Genomic DNA, 15495 nt, shown 5'->3' with positions numbered 1-15495 from the left:
CCGGAACCCATGGAGGGTCGAACAGTATGTGGTGGAAGGATTCCCCGCACGGGGCGGGCGGCCGCGTCACCGTGGCAGCCCGGCACACGGTGCGGGTACCCCGGGCGTGGATCACCGGGACCGCCGTCCTGTGCGCCGTCGTCGCCCTGTACGTGGCCCAGACGCAGCTGCCGAAGAACGTGCTGTCCCTGCCCGGCCAGAAGTCCGTCAAGCCCGTCGCGGTCACCGTCGCACCGCAGGGCTGGGCCTTCTTCACGAAGTCGGCGCGCAGTCCGGAGTTCGAGCCCTTCCTCTGGGACGGCTCCTCCTGGGCCAGCGCGTCGCTCGGCCGCCACTCCGAGCACGGGTTCGACCGGGTCTCGCGCTCCCAGGGCGTCGAGACCGCGCTGCTCCTCCACGAGGCGGGCAAGGCCACCCGTACCGCGTGCGAACTGAGCCCGGTCCAGGAGTGCCTGAAGAAGGCCCGGGGGGCCACCGCCGTCACCAACAGGACACCGGACCCCACCCTGTGCGGGCGGACGGCGGTGGTCGAGCAGAAGCCCACGCCGTGGGCCTGGCGCGATCTCCTGCCCGCCAGCCGTACCCCGGAGAGCGTCGTACTGCTGGAGGTCTCGTGCTGAGGGCGGTACCCGTCCCCTGGACCAACGTGTACGGGCTGGCCCGTACGCTCCTCGCGCTGGGCACGATGGGCACCCTGGCCTTCAGTAGTACGGGGACCCTGTTCCGTCCCGTGGCGACCCAGGGCGACCACCCCGTCTGCGCGGGGCCGATGCGGGCCGGTGTGTTCTGTGTGGCGCCCGAGGACGGCCTGACCGCGACGCGATGGCTGTGCGTCCTCGTCCTCGTCGTCGTGGCCTCCGGATGGCGGCCCCGGTGGACCGCGCTTCCGCACGCCTGGGTGTCCTTCAGCGTCTTCTCGGGGATCGCCATCGCCGACGGCGGCGACCAGGTCACCGTGGTGCTGTCCACGCTGCTGGCCCTGACCGCACTCGGCGATCCCCGCCGCTGGCACTGGCGGGTGCTCCCGGAGGAAGCCGCGCGGCACCGCCCCAGGGCCGTGCTGGCGGGGGCGACGGGCCTGGTGCTCGTGCGGATCCAGATGTCGTTCCTCTACTTCCAGTCCTGCGTCGCCAAGCTGCCCCACGCGGAATGGGCCGACGGCACCGCGATGTGGTATTGGGGGCACAGCATCGCCTTCGGCGCACCCGGTCCGCTCCGGCCCCTGGTCGACCCGGTCCTCGCGTCGCCCCTGGGGGTCGCGCTGCTCACCTGGGTCCCCCTGGTCATCGAAATGGGTCTCGCCGCGAGCCTGTTGCTCGCGCAGCGGTGGCGCTGGCGCCTCTTCGCCGCGGGCGTCCTCTTCCACCTCTCCATCGCCGTGATGATGGGGCTGTGGAGTTTCGCGCTGGCCATGATCGGCGGACTGGTGGTGCTCTGCTTCCCCCTCGGCTCACATCTGGACGTCACTCCGCCCGAGGCGGTCCGCGGGGTGTTCCGGCGGAACACCGGCGCCACGGACCGTCCGGAGGGGGCGGGCGACGGTGCGAAGCCGGAGGCGGAGGACGGGCGGGAGCCCTTCGGCCCGCCCGTCCCGGCCGGTTCCCCGGGGAGTCCGGGGCCGTCGGCGCCCGATGGTTCCGGCCGGTAGGGCCCGACCCCGTACACCGAGGTCCCGCCCGGTGGCCCCGGCCGGCCCCGCCGCGGGTGTGGTGGTGCCGGCCGGTGGGCGTACTCCGCGACGGGTTCCGGGGGGTGGCCCGAACCGCCGGCGCGTCCCCGCCCGGGCGGCCACCCGGTACCCTGGGCCGTCCTCGCTCACCCGCCCTTCCGGTGACCGCTGTTGAGGGTCGCGCAGGTCAGGTGCGGGTCGTGTGTTCGTGGTACTGCATGGAGGGCGCCCTGTGACAGCCGGTATACCCAGCTCCCGTATCGACACCAGCAAGCCGCACCCGGCGCGCGTCTACGACTGGCTGCTCGGCGGCAAGGACAACTATCCGGTCGACCAGGAGGTCGCGGAGAAGCTGCCCGCCGAGGCGCGGGCCAACGCGGCGCGGAACAGGGCGTTCATGCACCGGGCCTCCGGCTGGCTGGCGCGGCAGGGCGTCGACCAGTTCCTGGACATCGGCACCGGCATCCCCACGGCACCCAACCTCCACCAGGTCGTCCAGGCCGTCACCCCGCAGGCCCGGATCGTCTACGCGGACAACGACCCCATCGTGCTGCGGCACGCGGAGGCCCTGCTGGTGAGCAGCCCCGAGGGGGCGACGGACTACATCCACGCCGACGTGCGGCAGCCGGAGGAGATCCTCGGACGGGCGTCGCGGCTGCTGGACTTCGGCAGGCCCGTGGCGCTGTCCCTCATCGCCCTGATGCACTTCCTGCCCGACGACGAGGACCCGTACGGCATCACGCGCACCCTGGTCGGGGCGCTGCCCGCCGGGAGTTACCTGGTCCTCTCGCACGGGACCGCCGATCAGCACCCGGAGCTCCGGCGGGAGACGGAGTCGGCGTACAGGAAGGGCGCCATCGCGCTGCGCATGCGTACGCGTGAGGAGGTCGAGCCCTTCTTCGACGGGCTGGAGCTCGTCGGCCCGGGGCTGGTCACGGCGCCCGAGTGGTACCAGGAGGAACCCGCGCCGGTGTACGAGCGGAGCGGGTTCTACGTCGGGGTGGCGCGGATCCCCGGGTAGGGCGGAGGTGTGACGGCGTACGCCGTCGTGCGGGGGCGCCCTCGCCAGGGGCGCGCGCCGGTGCGCGCGGTCGTCGCGGCCAGGACGGTCACGCCAGCGGCTTGGCCATGCAGATGCTGCTGTCGTACGTCCGGTAGTGACCGAACTTCTCGCAGCGCGTGTAGCCGCTCGACGTGTACAGCGCGATGGCCTCGGGCTGCTGGTCGCCGGTCTCCAGGACCATGCGCGTCCGCCCGGCCGCCCGCGCGTCGGCCTCCAGGGCGGCGAGTATCCGGCGTGCGAGACCGCGGCCACGGCCCTCGGGGATCACGAACATCCGCTTGATCTCGGCGTCGCCGTCGGCGTACCCCTCGGCGTTCCGCTCCTGGCTGCGCCAGCCGCCGGTGGCCACGGGGCGGACCTGCTCGTCGTAGGCGAGGAGATACAGTCCGTGAGGCGGATCGAACATGGTGGCGTCGAGCGGTGTGATGTCCCCCTCGTCGCCGTAGCGCGCGGCGTATTCGAGCTGCACCTGGGCGTTGAGTTTGACGGCGTCGGGGTGGTCGAAAGCCCGCGGCTGGATATTCATGCGAGTCATGGTACAGCTATGCACTAGCGGGTGTCGGTACTGTACCGGGATGCTGACTGTTACCACAGTGAACGTGAACGGGATCCGTGCCGCCGCGAAGAAGGGCTTCGTGGAGTGGCTGGGGCGGACCGAGGCCGACGTGATCTGCCTCCAGGAGGTCCGCGCCGAGGCGCAGCAGCTCCCCGAGGAGGTGCGCGACCCCGAGGGTCTGCACGCCGTGTACGCCCCGGCCGCGGCCAAGGGGCGCGCGGGCGTCGCGGTCCTCACACGGCAGAAGCCGGAGCGCGTGCAGATCGGCTTCGGGGGGTTCGAGGTCCCGGGCGCCGAGGAGTTCGACACCGCAGGCCGCTACATCGAGGTGGACCTCCCCGGGGTGACGGTCGCCAGCCTCTACCTCCCCTCCGGTGAGGTGGGCACGGAGAAGCAGGAGGAGAAGGAGCGCTTCATGGCGGCCTTCCTCCCCTACCTCCAGGGGCTGAAGGCGCGGGCCGCCGCCGGGGGGCGCGAGGTGGTCGTGTGCGGCGACTGGAACATCGCCCACCGCGAGGCCGACCTCAAGAACTGGAAGTCCAACAGGAAGAGCTCCGGCTTCCTCCCCGAGGAGCGGGAGTGGCTGACCCGGGTGTTCGACGAGGCGGCGTACGTCGACGTGGTCCGCGCCCTGCACCCGGAGGAGGAGGGCCCCTACTCGTGGTGGTCCTACCGGGGCCGGGCGTTCGACAACGACGCGGGATGGCGGATCGACTACCAGGTGGCGACCCCGGGCCTCGCCGGCCGGGCCGTGAAGGCCTGGGTGGAGCGCGCCGCCGAGCACGGTGAGCGGTGGAGCGACCACGCGCCGGTGACGGTCACCTACGAACGCTAGGCGCTCGCGTCCGGGTCACGCGGGGTCCGTGCGGCCCTGTTCCCGGTCCGGGCCGGACCGGTCCGGCCCGGAGGTCCCGGGCGTCCCGTCGGTGGTCCTGTCGTCGCGGAGCCGGCGGTCCAGGGCCATCGACAGTTCGGCGTCCACCACCGCGTGCGCGAGGGCGCGCAACTGGTCCGGGCCGGTCTTCGCGGTGTGGGTGCGCAGGACGCGTACGAAGAGGTCGGCGAGGGCGTCCGCGTGCTCGCGGACCTGGCGGCCCGAGGAGAGCACGGCGTCCAGCGGGACCCCGGCGCGCACCAGTTCGGACGAGGCGTCCAGCAGGCGGCGGCTGATGTGGACTATCTCGTCGCCGTCGATGCCGAGGTAGCCCAGTTCCATCGAGGCGGCGAGGTTCTCCGCCGTGGCCTGGTCCTGGAAGTAGTCGGCGAGCTGCTCGGGCGTGAGCCGCACCGGGGTCTCCGCGCTCGGCTCACCCAGGCCCAGCACCTCCGCGACGTCCCGGCCGCTGTCGAAGGTGGCGGCGAGGTCGGCGATCCCGTTGAGGGTGTGGCCCCGCTCCAGCAGGCCCGTGACGGTGCGCAGCCGCGCCAGGTGGTGGTCGTCGTACCAGGCGATGCGGCCCTCGCGGCGGGGCGGCTGGATCAGGCCGCGCTCCCGGTAGAAGCGCAGGGTGCGCACGGTGATGCCGGCCGCCTCGGCCAGCTCCTCCATGCGGTACTCACGGTGCTCGCGTCCTTCAGCCACCCCCGCACCCTATGTTGTACCGCCGGTAACTTCCTTGCCCCGCCCCCTACCCATCAGTACGGAGCTGCTCTACCCTCCCAACCATGCCAGTGATTGCTGGCAGAGTCGTGTCACGTACCGCGGGGAGGCGGCAGCATGGCCCAGCACGAGCACGTACGAGTGGTGGTGATCGGATCCGGATTCGGGGGCCTCGGGGCCGCGGTCCGGCTCCGCCGCGAAGGCATCACCGACTTCCTGGTCCTCGAGCGGGCCGGGGCCGTCGGCGGCACCTGGCGCGACAACAGCTACCCGGGCTGCGCCTGCGACGTACCGTCCCACCTGTACTCCTTCTCGTTCGCGCCCAACCCGGACTGGCCGCGCACCTTCTCCGGGCAGCGGCACATCCGCGCCTACCTGGAGCACGTGGCCGACACCTTCGGGCTGCGCCCGCACATACGGCTCGACCACGAGGTCACCGTCATGCGCTGGGACAACGACGCGCTGCACTGGGTCATCGAGACCGCCAACGGCGCCACGGTCACCGCCGACGTGGTCGTGTCCGCCACCGGGCCCCTCTCCGACCCGAAGCTGCCGGACATCCCCGGGCTCGCCGACTTCCCCGGCAAGGTCTTCCACTCCGCGCGGTGGGACCACGGCCACGACCTGAGCGGCCGGCGCGTCGCGGTGATCGGCACCGGCGCCTCCGCGATCCAGATCGTCCCCGAGATCCAGCCGAAGGCCGCCCGGCTCACCCTCTTCCAGCGGACCCCGCCCTGGGTGATGCCGCGCATGGACCGCGCCATCAGCGGCGCCGAGAAGTGGCTGCACCGGACGCTCCCCTTCACCGCCACCGCGCGCCGCGGACTCCTGTGGGGCATCCGGGAGTTGCAGGTGGGGGCCTTCACCAAGCACCCCGACCAGCTCGGACTCGTGGAGTCCATAGCGAAGTCCAACATGGCGCGGGCCATCAAGGACCCCGCGCTGCGGGCCAAGCTGACCCCCTCGTACCGCATCGGCTGCAAGCGCATCCTGCTCTCCAACGCGTACTACCCGGCGCTCGCGCGGGCGAACGTGGACGTGGTCGCCTCCGGCCTGTCCGAGGTACGGGGATCGACCCTGGTCGGCGCGGACGGCACGGAGACCGAGGCCGACGTGATCATCCTCGGGACCGGCTTCCACGTGACGGACATGCCGATCGCCGACCGGGTCGTCGGCGCCGAGGGCATCACCCTCGCCGAGTCCTGGAAGGACGGGATGCAGGCCCTGCGGGGGGCGACCGCGGCCGGCTTCCCCAACTGGATGACGATCATCGGCCCCAACACGGGGCTCGGGAACTCCTCCATGATCCTGATGATCGAGTCCCAGCTGAACTACATGGCCGACTACCTGCGCCAGCTCGACGTCCTGGGCGGCCGTGCCGCGCTCGACGCCAGGCCCTCCGCCGTCGGCGCCTGGAACCGGCGGGTCCAGGACCGGATGAGGCGGACCGTCTGGAACACCGGCGGCTGCACCAGCTGGTACCTCGACCCCACCGGGCGCAACACCACGGTCTGGCCGGGTACGACGGCCGAGTTCCGGCGGGCCGTGCGCTCGGTCGACCTGGGGGAGTACGACGTCGTACGGCCCCCGGCCGCCGCCCGCCCCGCGGTGCGGGCCGTGACCGGGGAGGCCGCACGATGAGCCGGCTGACGAGGGCGGCGGGCGGCCCGCCCGCCCCCGTGCCCGTACGCGAGCTGAGCGTGGTCTCGGCCGACGGTTCGCGCGTCCACGTCGAGGTGCACGGTCCCGAGGACGCGCCGGCCGTGGTCCTGGCCCACGGCTGGACCTGCAACACCCGCTTCTGGGACGCCCAGGTGCGTGACCTGGCGGTGGACCACCGGGTCGTCGTCTACGACCAGCGGGGCCACGGCCGTTCCCCCGCGGCGGGCCCCGGGGGGTACAGCACACGGGCGCTGGCCGACGACCTGGAGGCGGTCCTGGAGGCCACGCTCGCGCCGGGGCGCAAGGCGGTCCTCGGCGGCCACTCCATGGGCGGGATGACGCTGATGGCGGCGGCGGGCCGCGACGCGGTGCGGGACCACGGGGCGGCCGTGCTCCTGTGCAGCACCGGCAGTTCGCGGCTGACGGCCGAGTCGCTGGTGCTGCCGCTGCGGGCCGGCGCCCTCCGCACCCGGATGACGGCGGCGGTCCTCGGCGCGCGTGCGCCGCTCGGGCCCGTCAACGCGGTGTCGAGGATGATCCTCAAGTACGCCACGATGGGGAGGGGTTCTGCCCCGGAACGGGTGGATACCTGTGCCAGGATCGTCCATGCGTGTCCGCGCGGGGCACGCGTCGCCTGGGGGCACGTGCTCGCGGAGCTCGACCTCGAGGCGCGGCTGCGCGAGCTGAGGCTGCCGACCGCGGTGATCGCGGGCACGGAGGACCGGCTGACGCCGCCCGTGCACGCGAGGGCCATCGAGGCGGCGCTGCCGCACAGCCTCGGGCTCACCGAACTGGCGGGCATGGGACACATGACGCCCGTCGAGGCGCCCGAGGCGGTCACGGCGAAGCTCCGCGAGCTGGTGGCCTTGTACGTCACTGTGGAAGGTGCGGGCAGCACGGCGCGAGCCGTGAGCGAGGAGGAGGTCGCATGAGCGGCAGGCGGAGTCTGGAAGGGCAGGTCGTCGTCGTCACGGGCGCCGCGCGGGGAGTGGGCGAGCTGCTGGCCCGCAAGCTCTCGGCGCGGGGCGCCACGCTGGCCCTGGTCGGCCTGGAGCCCGACGAGTTGAAGAAGGTCTCGGAGCGGCTGCACTCGGAGAGCGGCCACTGGCACGCGGACGTCACCGACGCCGCGGCGATGACCCGGGTCGCCGAGGAGGTCAAGCAGCGCTTCGGGAAGATCGACATCGTCGTCGCCAACGCGGGTGTGGCCACCGGTGGTCCGCTCGTGGACTCCGATCCGGAGGCGTGGCGGCGGGTCATCGAGGTGAACCTGATAGGCGGCGCGGTGACGGCGCGGGCGTTCCTGCCGGTGCTCATGGAGAGCCGGGGCTACTTCCTGCAGATAGCGTCACTGGCCGCGATCACCCCGGCGCCGATGATGAGCGCGTACTGCGCGTCCAAGTCCGGTGTGGAGGCGTTCGCGCACTGCCTGCGCGGCGAGGTCGGCCACCGGGGCGTGAAGGTCGGGGTCGGCTACCTGTCCTGGACCGACACGGACATGGTGCGCGGTGCCGACGAGGACGACGTCATGCGGGAGCTGAGGCAGCGGCTGCCGTGGCCCACGAACCGCACCTACCCCCTGGGCCCCGCGGTCGACCGGATCGTGGCGGGGATCGAACGGCGCTCCGCGCACGTGTACGCCCAGTGGTGGCTGCGCGGGATGCAGTCGATCCGGGGGTATCTGCCGACGGTGATAGGGACCGTGGGCCAGCGCGAGATGAAGCGGTTCGGGCCCCGGCTCGACGGTGTGGGCAAGGGGCTCGTGGGGGCCGGCGGCGAGGCCGACCGGAAGGCGCGTGTCCAGCGAGGATGATCGAAATGCGACGGATGTCGCTCTGTGCAAGTCTGAGCGAGGTCCCGCCGGGACCGACCCCAGGCACCCGCATAGGAGTGAACGGCATGGGAATCGCGGACCAGTTCAAGGACAAGGCGCAGCGGCTCGCGGAGCGGCAGAAGGCGGGCGGCGAGCGGGACGAGGCGCGTGAGCGCTCCTCCGACCGCCCGGACGCCGCGGCGGAGCAGGGCGAGGACCAGGACCGCCGGCCCGGCGCCCGGGACGCGGTCGACCAGGCGCGCGAGCGGCACGAGCGCTGACGGGCCGGCGCCTTCGGGCGTCCGCGGTCCGTAGGGGCGTACCCGGGTTCCGGGTACGCCCCTACGCGTGCGGGCCCGCCCCGGCCGGTGACGGTACGCCCCCGCGCGTGCGGGGCCCGGCCCCCCGGACCCCGCAGGGGCCGGAGGTGCCGGGCCCGGCCGGGGTCACCTCGGGGGGAGCGGGGGGCGGCGCAGGTCCGGGGCCGTGCCGTAGGTGGGAGGTGTCGCCGCCGGATGGGCGGCCAGGAGGTCCAGGGCCACCCTGACGGCGTCGTCCAGCACCGCGTGCCGGCCCTCCGCCCAGTCCAGCGGGGTGCGCAGCGCCTCCAGGTCGGGCTCGACGCCGTGGTTCTCGACGGACCAGCCGTACGTGTCGAACCAGGCCGCGTTCATCGGCACCGTGATCACCGTGCCGTCGCCGAGCCGGTGCCGGCCGGTCATCCCGACCACGCCTCCCCAGGTGCGCTGTCCCACCACCGGCCCCAGCTTCAGCAGCCGGAACGCCGCCGTGATCATGTCCCCGTCGGAGGAGGTGGCCTCGTCGGCGAGGGCGACGACCGGTCCGCGGGGCGCGTTGGACGCGTACGAGACCGCCTGGGCGTTGCGGGTCAGGTCCCAGCCGAGGATCGTGCGGGTGAGCTTCTCGACGACCAGCTCGCTGATGTGGCCGCCCGCGTTGCCGCGTACGTCCACGATCAGCGCCGGGCGTGACACCTCCAGGCGCAGGTCGCGGTTGAACTGCGCCCAGCCGGAGCCGCCCATGTCGGGGATGTGCAGGTAGCCGCACCTGCCGTGGCTCAACTCCCGGACGACCTCGCGGCGTTTGGCCACCCAGTCCTGGTAGCGCAGCGGACGTTCGTCGACGAGGGGGACGATCGCGATGCGGCGGGACCGGCCGCCGCACTCGCCCCCCGCCGGGCGGAACGTCAGCTCCACCGTGGTGCCGCCCGCCGCCGTCAGCAGCGGGTACGGGCCCGCCACCGGATCGACCGGCCGGCCGTCGACGTGGGTGAGGACGGCCCCCTCCCGGATGCCCGTGCCGGCCAGCGGTGAGCGGGCCTTGGAGTCGGAGGAGTCGCCGGGCAGGACGCGCCGCACCGTCCAGTCGCCGTCCCGGCACACGAGGTTGGCGCCCAGCAGCCCGATCGCCCGCTGGTAGTGCGGCGGGCCCTCGTTGCGGCGGGCGGGCGAGACGTACGCGTGGGAGGTGCCCAGTTCGCCGAGGACCTCCCGCAGGAGATCGGCGAACTCGTCGGGGGACGCGACCCGTTCGACGAGCGGGCGGTACTGGTCCAGCACCCCGTCCCAGTCGATGCCGCACATGTCCGGTTCCCAGAAGTAGGACCGGGCCACGCGCCCCGCCTCCTCGTACGCCTGGCGCCATTCGGCCGCGGGGTCGACGTCGTGCAGGATCCGGCGCAGGTCGAGGTAGACCGTGGTGTCGTTGTCGCCGGGCGCGTCGGACGGTACGGCGCGCAGCTCGCCGTCGTCCATCACGACCAGCCGGGTCGCGTCCCCGCTGACCGCGAACCAGTCCAGGTGGCCGACCAGTTCGGTCCTGCGGGCCTTGGCGATGTTGAAGTGCTCCAGGGTGGGGCGGCCCGACATGTCCGCCGGGTTCGCGAAGGTCTCGCCCAGCGCGCCGGAGATCGGCCAGCGCAGCCAGACGAGTCCGCCGCCGCTGACCGGCTGGAGCGCGGAGTACTTCGACGCGGAGACGGGGAACGGGGTGACCCTGCTCTCCAGGCCCTCGAACTCCACGATGACCGTCGGCCCCTCGACCGGGCCCTCGGGGACGTCCACCGGGTCCAGGCCGCCCGCCGCAGGCCTGCCGTCCGGGAGCAGGGCGAAGGGGGAGGGGGTGGCCGAGGAGAGGGGGACCAGGTACGGGCGGCAGCCCAGGGGGAAGGAGAGGTCGCCGGTGTGGACGTCGTACACGGGGTCGAAGCCGCGCCAGGAGAGGAAGGCGAGATAGCGGCCGTCGCCCGTGAAGACGGGGTTCTCGTCCTCGAAGCGGCCGTTGGTGACGTCCACCATCACCGGGGCGTCGGGTCCGGTGATCCGGGCCAGCTTGATCTGCCGCAGCGACCGGCCGACGCCGGGGTGCGACCAGGTCAGCCAGTGGCCGTCCGGGGAGAACGCCAGATCGCGGACCGGACCGTTCACGGAGCGGATGAGTTCGGTGAGCCCGTCGTCCGGGGGGCCGTCACCGGGGGGCGCGCCGTCCGGGGCGCCGTCGCCGGAGCCGTCGGTCCGGGTGAGGACCTCCAGCGGGGCGACCGTCCTCGGCGGGGCCACGCCCTCGTCCCGCCCCTCGGCCGGTACGGGCGCGTCCGGGGGGTCCCCGTCCGGGCCCAGGAGGTCCAGGACCGGTCCGGCGTCCTCCGTGGTGTCCAGCAGCAGCAGCCGGCCGTCGTTCGAGGCGATCGCCAGCCGTTCGCCCTCCGGGTCGGAGACCAGCTCGTGGACCCTGCCGAGCCGGCCGGCGGCCAGGCGGCGGGGCGGGCGGTCGCCGCTGGCGCGGGGGAGGGAGGAGATCTCGACCGCGTCCTCGCCCTCCGCGTCCGTGACGTAGGCGACCCGCCCGCTGCTGCCGAGCATCTCGGGCAGCCGGACCCGCACCCCCGGGGTGTCGGCGATCGTGCGGGCGGGTCCGTCGCGGTGGGTCAGCCAGTACAGGCTGCCGCGTACGGAGACGGCGCTCGCCCGCCCGGTCTCGTCGACGGCCAGCGCGTCGACGTGGCTGGACGCGGGCACCTGGTACGTGCGGCGGCCCGTCCGCGGGCCGCCGAGGCGCACCTCCAGCTTCCGGGGCACGGCGTCCGGCGCCTCCAGGTCCTCGACCAGCCACAGGTCGCCGCCGCACTGGTAGACCACCCTGGTGCCGTCGCTGGAGGCGTGCCGGGCGTAGAACGCGTCGTGGTCCGTGTGCCGGCGCAGGTCGCTGCCGTCCGCCAGGCAGGAGTACAGGTTGCCGACCCCCTCGTGGTCGGAGAGGAAGGCGATCCGGCGCCCGACGAACATCGGCGCGTCCAGGTGCCCGCCGATGTCCGGCAGCAGCCGTTCGCCGTGCAGCCACAGCCGGCCGGTGGCCCCGCCCCGGTACCGCTTCCAGGCGGCCGGCTCGTGCGGGGGCTTGCCGGTGAGCAGCAGCGTGCGCCGTTCGCCGTCGATGTCGGCGACCGCGATGTCGGAGACGGGCCCCCAGGGGAGCTTGCCGCCGGGACCGCCGTCGGTGGGGACGCTGTACGCCCACGAGAAGTACGAGAACGGCTCGTTGTGCGAGGAGACGGCGAGGATCTGCGACGCGTCCCCGGGATCGGGGCTCCAGCCGCAGACCCGGGCGTCCGTGGAGCCCCAGTAGGTGAGCCTGCGGGCGGGCCCGCCGTCCACGGGGGCGAGATGGATCTCCGGGTCGAGCGTGCGCCAGGTCGTGTAGGCGATGCGGCTGCCGTCGGGCGAGAAGCGCGGATGGTCGACCCGGGTCCGGTCGACGGTCAGCCGCCAGGCCCGGCCTGGCCGCTGCCCGGCCGGGGCGAGGGGGGAGACCCAGAGGTCGTCCTCGGCCGCGAAGCAGAGCAAGTCCTTGTGGAGGTGCGGGAAACGGAGATACGCGACGTCGTCACTCACCCTCCAATGCTTTCCGCGTGAAGGGCACGCGGCAACTTGTGGTGCAGGACACAAGCGAAACTGTCCCGTTTCGCTAGGAGAGGGGAGTACCTTCGAAGTGTACGAAACAGTTTCGTTCCGCTAGTTGATCTTCGACTGGCGTACCATCCAGCAGGCGCAATCAAGAGGAGGTCGACCCATGGCACGCAGCCGGCTCACGCCCGAACGCGAGAGCGAGCTGTACGCGGCCGTGCTCGACCTGCTCGGCGAGGTCGGCTATGAAGCCCTGACCATGGACGCCGTTGCCGCCCGTACCCGTTCCAGCAAGGCCACCCTCTACCGCCAGTGGGGGAGCAAGGCCGAGCTGGTCGTCAAATCGCTCCGGCACAACAAGCCGGTGCGGCTCGACGAGATCGACACCGGTTCGCTGCGCGGCGATTTCCACGCCGTGCTCCAGCGGACCGACGACTGCCAGATGGAGAAGAACTCCGCACTGCTGCGGGGGCTCGGCCAGGCGGTCCACAACAACCCCGACCTCTTCCAGGCGCTGCGCGAGCTGCTGATCGAGCCGGAACTCACCGGTATCGGGCTGATGCTCCAGAGAGCCGTGGACCGGGGGGAAGTGCGTCCGGACAATCCGGCGCTGTCCTACCTTCCGCACATGATGATCGGTGCCTTCGCCGCTCGTGAGCTGGTCGAGGACCGGACCGTCGACCAGGCATTCCTTCTCGACTACGCGGACGCCGTGGTGTTCCCCGCCCTCGGCGTCTGACCGTCCCCCGTATCTCCGTTCTCCTCCAGCAGGACATCTCTCCCCGCTCCACCTGACACGCCGCTCTCGTCGTCGGGCTGGTTCCTCACGCCCTCATCCACACAACGACCTGACCGGGAGTAACCCCTCCGTGGCCACATTCCTGTACAAACTAGGACGGATCGCCTTCCGGCGTCGCCGTTACGTCGCCCTCGTCTGGGTCGCGCTGCTGGCGCTCGCCGGATTCGGCGCGGCCTCCGCGTCCACCGCCACCTCCAGCTCCTTCTCGATCCCCGGTACGGAGGCCCAGCGGGCCTTCGACCTGCTGGACGAACGTTTCCCCGGAGGCAGCGCCGACGGCGCGACCGCCCGGGTCGTCTTCAAGGCCCCCGAGGGCGAGAAGGTCACCGCCTCGGCGAACAAGGCCGAGATCAAGGACATCGTCGGCGAGCTGAAGTCCGGTTCGGACCAGATCGCCTCGGTCGCCGACCCCTTCGAGGCCGAGGCCGTCAGCGAGAACGGCTCCACGGCGTACATCTCCGTCTCCTACAAGGTCAGCTCGATGGAGCTGACCGACGCGACGCGGGAGGCGCTGGAGGACGCGGGCGAGGCCGCGCGGAGCAGCGGGATGACCGTGGAGATCGGTGGTGACGCGCTCCAGGTGATGCCGGAGACCGGCGCGACCGAGATCATCGGGGTCGCCGTCGCCGCGGTGGTGCTGGTGATCACCTTCGGGTCGCTGATAGCGGCGGGGCTGCCGCTGCTCACCGCGCTCATCGGCGTCGGGATCGGCGTCTCGCTGATCACCGCCCTGGCGAACGTGCTCGACCTCGGCTCCACCACCTCGACGCTCGCGATGATGATCGGCCTCGCGGTCGGCATCGACTACGCGCTCTTCATCGTCTCCCGCTACCGCGCCGAACTGGCCGAGGGCCGGGAACGCGAGGAAGCCGCCGGCCGGGCCGTCGGCACGGCCGGATCCGCGGTCGTCTTCGCGGGCCTGACCGTGGTCATCGCGCTGGTGGGCCTCGCGGTCGTCAACATCCCGATGCTGTCGAAGATGGGCTTCGCCGCCGCGGGCACCGTCGCCATCGCCGTGCTCATCGCGCTCACGCTCGTCCCGGCCCTGCTGGGCTTCGCGGGCAAGCGGGTCATGGGGCGCAAGGCGCGCAAGGCCGCCGAGGCGGAGAACGACCCGGAGGCCAAGCCCAACATGGGCACCCGCTGGGCGCGGTTCGTGCTGCGCAAGCCGGTGTGGGTGCTGCTGGCCGGGGTCATCGGCCTCGGTGCCGTCGCCGTACCGGCCGCCTCGCTGGAGATGGGACTGCCGGACGACGGCTCGCAGCCCAGGAGCACCACGCAGCGCCAGGCCTACGACCTGCTGTCCGACGGTTTCGGCCCCGGGTTCAACGGTCCGCTGCTGGTCGTCGTGGACACGAAGAACAGCTCGGACGGCAAGGCCGCCGTCGACCGCGTCTCCCAGGAGATCGAGGGCATCGGCCACGTCGCCGCCGTCACCCCGGCCGCCTTCAACAAGGCCGGCGACGCCGCGACCATCACGGTCATCCCGCAGGACCGGCCGAGCTCCACCGAGACGGAGAACGTCGTCCACGCCATCCGTGACGCGGGCGCCGGCATCAAGGGCGACACCGGCGCCGAGGTGCTGGTCACCGGTGCCACGGCGATGAACATCGACTTCTCGGAGAAGATGAACGCCGCGCTGCTGCCCTACCTGGCGCTCGTCGTCGGCCTGGCCTTCCTGCTCCTGATGGTGGTCTTCCGTTCGCTGCTGGTGCCGCTGAAGGCGGCCCTCGGCTTCCTGCTCTCGGTCGTCGCGGCCCTGGGCGCGGTCGTCGCGGTCTTCCAGTGGGGCTGGCTCGCCTCGCTCTTCGGGGTCGAGCAGACCGGTCCGATCATGAGCATGATGCCGATCTTCATGGTCGGCGTGGTCTTCGGCCTGGCGATGGACTACGAGGTCTTCCTGGTCACGCGCATGCGTGAGGCGTACGTCCACGGGGAGACGCCCGGCCAGGCGATCGTCACCGGGTTCCGGCACGGCGCCCGGGTGGTCACGGCGGCCGCGGTGATCATGATGGCCGTCTTCGCGGGCTTCATCGGCTCCAGCGAGTCGATGGTCAAGATGATCGGCTTCTCGCTGGCCATCGCCGTCTTCTTCGACGCCTTCGTGGTCCGGATGGCCATCGTGCCGGCGGTGCTCGCCCTGCTCGGCAGGCGCGCCTGGTGGCTGCCGCGCTGGCTGGACCGTGTGCTGCCCAACGTGGACGTCGAGGGGGAGGGGCTGCGCAAGGAGCTCTCCGACGGCCCGGCCGACGGCGGCGGGGAGCGGGAGCTGGCCCGCGCGTGACCGCGCGGGTGTGAGCCGCACGAGCCCCGGGGTCCGCTCTCCGGGCGGATGAGCGGACAGCGGACCCCGGAGCGCCGGTTACCTGTGGGGACGGGGGACCGGGGCAGGGGGAGAGCCCCCGCGCAC

Annotated in this window: 13 protein-coding genes; 10 read left to right on the top strand and 3 right to left on the bottom strand. The window is 72.6% G+C overall.

Annotated features, from left to right (window positions below; genetic code table 11):
* Window positions 1-26: 26 nt before the first annotated feature.
* The 3 genes from ACFVS9_RS18700 (at window position 27) to ACFVS9_RS18690 (ending at window position 2690) form a co-directional block, all read left to right on the top strand.
* On the top strand, window positions 27-620 hold the full coding sequence (locus tag ACFVS9_RS18700; protein ID WP_389933661.1) for an SdpA family antimicrobial peptide system protein: 594 nt from the start codon (window positions 27-29) through the stop codon (window positions 618-620).
* On the top strand, window positions 614-1648 hold the full coding sequence (locus tag ACFVS9_RS18695; protein ID WP_389933658.1) for a sporulation-delaying protein SdpB family protein: 1035 nt from the start codon (window positions 614-616) through the stop codon (window positions 1646-1648). Before ACFVS9_RS18700 ends, ACFVS9_RS18695 begins: the two co-directional genes overlap by 7 nt.
* Window positions 1649-1901: 253 nt before the next feature.
* A complete protein-coding gene (locus tag ACFVS9_RS18690) occupies window positions 1902-2690 on the top strand; it encodes an SAM-dependent methyltransferase (protein ID WP_383113650.1) in 789 nt (262 codons plus the stop codon).
* 88 nt (window positions 2691-2778) lie between these two features.
* Here ACFVS9_RS18690 and ACFVS9_RS18685 read toward each other — a convergent pair whose 3' ends face one another.
* Window positions 2779-3258, bottom strand: a complete 480-nt coding sequence (locus tag ACFVS9_RS18685; RefSeq protein ID WP_383113651.1) for a GNAT family N-acetyltransferase — start codon at window positions 3256-3258, stop codon at window positions 2779-2781.
* 49 nt (window positions 3259-3307) lie between these two features.
* Here ACFVS9_RS18685 and ACFVS9_RS18680 point away from each other — a divergent pair, with 49 nt between their 5' ends.
* Window positions 3308-4123, top strand: coding sequence for an exodeoxyribonuclease III (locus tag ACFVS9_RS18680; RefSeq protein WP_383113652.1), 816 nt, complete (start codon window positions 3308-3310; stop codon window positions 4121-4123).
* Window positions 4124-4138: 15 nt separating this feature from the next.
* Here ACFVS9_RS18680 and ACFVS9_RS18675 read toward each other — a convergent pair whose 3' ends face one another.
* On the bottom strand, window positions 4139-4837 hold the full coding sequence (locus tag ACFVS9_RS18675) for a MerR family transcriptional regulator (RefSeq protein WP_383113676.1): 699 nt from the start codon (window positions 4835-4837) through the stop codon (window positions 4139-4141).
* A gap of 168 nt (window positions 4838-5005) precedes the next feature.
* Between ACFVS9_RS18675 and ACFVS9_RS18670 the strand changes: the two genes are divergently transcribed.
* From ACFVS9_RS18670 to ACFVS9_RS18655, 4 genes are all read left to right on the top strand, one after another.
* Window positions 5006-6529, top strand: a complete 1524-nt coding sequence (locus ACFVS9_RS18670) for a flavin-containing monooxygenase (RefSeq protein ID WP_389933653.1) — start codon at window positions 5006-5008, stop codon at window positions 6527-6529.
* The gene (locus tag ACFVS9_RS18665; RefSeq protein ID WP_389933650.1) at window positions 6526-7482 is read left to right on the top strand and encodes an alpha/beta fold hydrolase; all 957 of its coding nucleotides are present in this window, start codon (window positions 6526-6528) and stop codon (window positions 7480-7482) included. Before ACFVS9_RS18670 ends, ACFVS9_RS18665 begins: the two co-directional genes overlap by 4 nt.
* Window positions 7479-8363: an SDR family oxidoreductase gene (locus ACFVS9_RS18660; RefSeq protein WP_383113655.1), complete on the top strand. Its 885-nt coding sequence runs from the start codon at window positions 7479-7481 to the stop codon at window positions 8361-8363. Before ACFVS9_RS18665 ends, ACFVS9_RS18660 begins: the two co-directional genes overlap by 4 nt.
* Before the next feature lie 86 nt (window positions 8364-8449).
* Window positions 8450-8644 carry a hypothetical protein gene (locus tag ACFVS9_RS18655; RefSeq protein WP_383113656.1) on the top strand — a complete coding sequence of 65 codons (195 nt, stop codon included), beginning with the start codon at window positions 8450-8452 and terminating at the stop codon, window positions 8642-8644.
* Window positions 8645-8809: 165 nt separating this feature from the next.
* On the opposite strand, the gene ACFVS9_RS18650 is transcribed toward ACFVS9_RS18655, so the two are convergent.
* Window positions 8810-12274 carry a S41 family peptidase gene (locus ACFVS9_RS18650; protein WP_389933647.1) on the bottom strand — a complete coding sequence of 1155 codons (3465 nt, stop codon included), beginning with the start codon at window positions 12272-12274 and terminating at the stop codon, window positions 8810-8812.
* Window positions 12275-12452: 178 nt separating this feature from the next.
* Here ACFVS9_RS18650 and ACFVS9_RS18645 point away from each other — a divergent pair, with 178 nt between their 5' ends.
* Window positions 12453-13025, top strand: a complete 573-nt coding sequence (locus ACFVS9_RS18645; protein ID WP_389933644.1) for a TetR/AcrR family transcriptional regulator — start codon at window positions 12453-12455, stop codon at window positions 13023-13025.
* Between the two features lie 130 nt (window positions 13026-13155).
* Window positions 13156-15369: an MMPL family transporter gene (locus tag ACFVS9_RS18640; RefSeq protein WP_383113659.1), complete on the top strand. Its 2214-nt coding sequence runs from the start codon at window positions 13156-13158 to the stop codon at window positions 15367-15369.
* The last annotated feature ends 126 nt before the right edge of the window (window positions 15370-15495 follow it).

It is taken from the genome of Streptomyces sp. NPDC058008, from assembly GCF_042886395.1.
In the GTDB taxonomy this organism is placed as follows: domain Bacteria; phylum Actinomycetota; class Actinomycetes; order Streptomycetales; family Streptomycetaceae; genus Streptomyces.
The sequence above is the reverse complement of the archived record's forward strand: the minus strand, read 5'-3'. Positions and strand labels throughout refer to the sequence as shown.

Bases quoted from the DNA above. Each gene is read 5' to 3' on its own strand.
- ACFVS9_RS18700 (WP_389933661.1), top strand. From the start codon at position 27: ATGTGGTGGAAGGATTCCCCGCACGGGGCGGGCGGCCGCGTCACCGTG.
- ACFVS9_RS18685 (WP_383113651.1), bottom strand. From the start codon at position 3,258: ATGAATATCCAGCCGCGGGCTTTCGACCACCCCGACGCCGTCAAACTC.
- ACFVS9_RS18680 (WP_383113652.1), top strand. From the start codon at position 3,308: ATGCTGACTGTTACCACAGTGAACGTGAACGGGATCCGTGCCGCCGCG.
- ACFVS9_RS18675 (WP_383113676.1), bottom strand. From the start codon at position 4,837: ATGGAGGAGCTGGCCGAGGCGGCCGGCATCACCGTGCGCACCCTGCGC.
- ACFVS9_RS18670 (WP_389933653.1), top strand. From the start codon at position 5,006: ATGGCCCAGCACGAGCACGTACGAGTGGTGGTGATCGGATCCGGATTC.
- ACFVS9_RS18665 (WP_389933650.1), top strand. From the start codon at position 6,526: ATGAGCCGGCTGACGAGGGCGGCGGGCGGCCCGCCCGCCCCCGTGCCC.
- ACFVS9_RS18660 (WP_383113655.1), top strand. From the start codon at position 7,479: ATGAGCGGCAGGCGGAGTCTGGAAGGGCAGGTCGTCGTCGTCACGGGC.
- ACFVS9_RS18655 (WP_383113656.1), top strand. From the start codon at position 8,450: ATGGGAATCGCGGACCAGTTCAAGGACAAGGCGCAGCGGCTCGCGGAG.
- ACFVS9_RS18645 (WP_389933644.1), top strand. From the start codon at position 12,453: ATGGCACGCAGCCGGCTCACGCCCGAACGCGAGAGCGAGCTGTACGCG.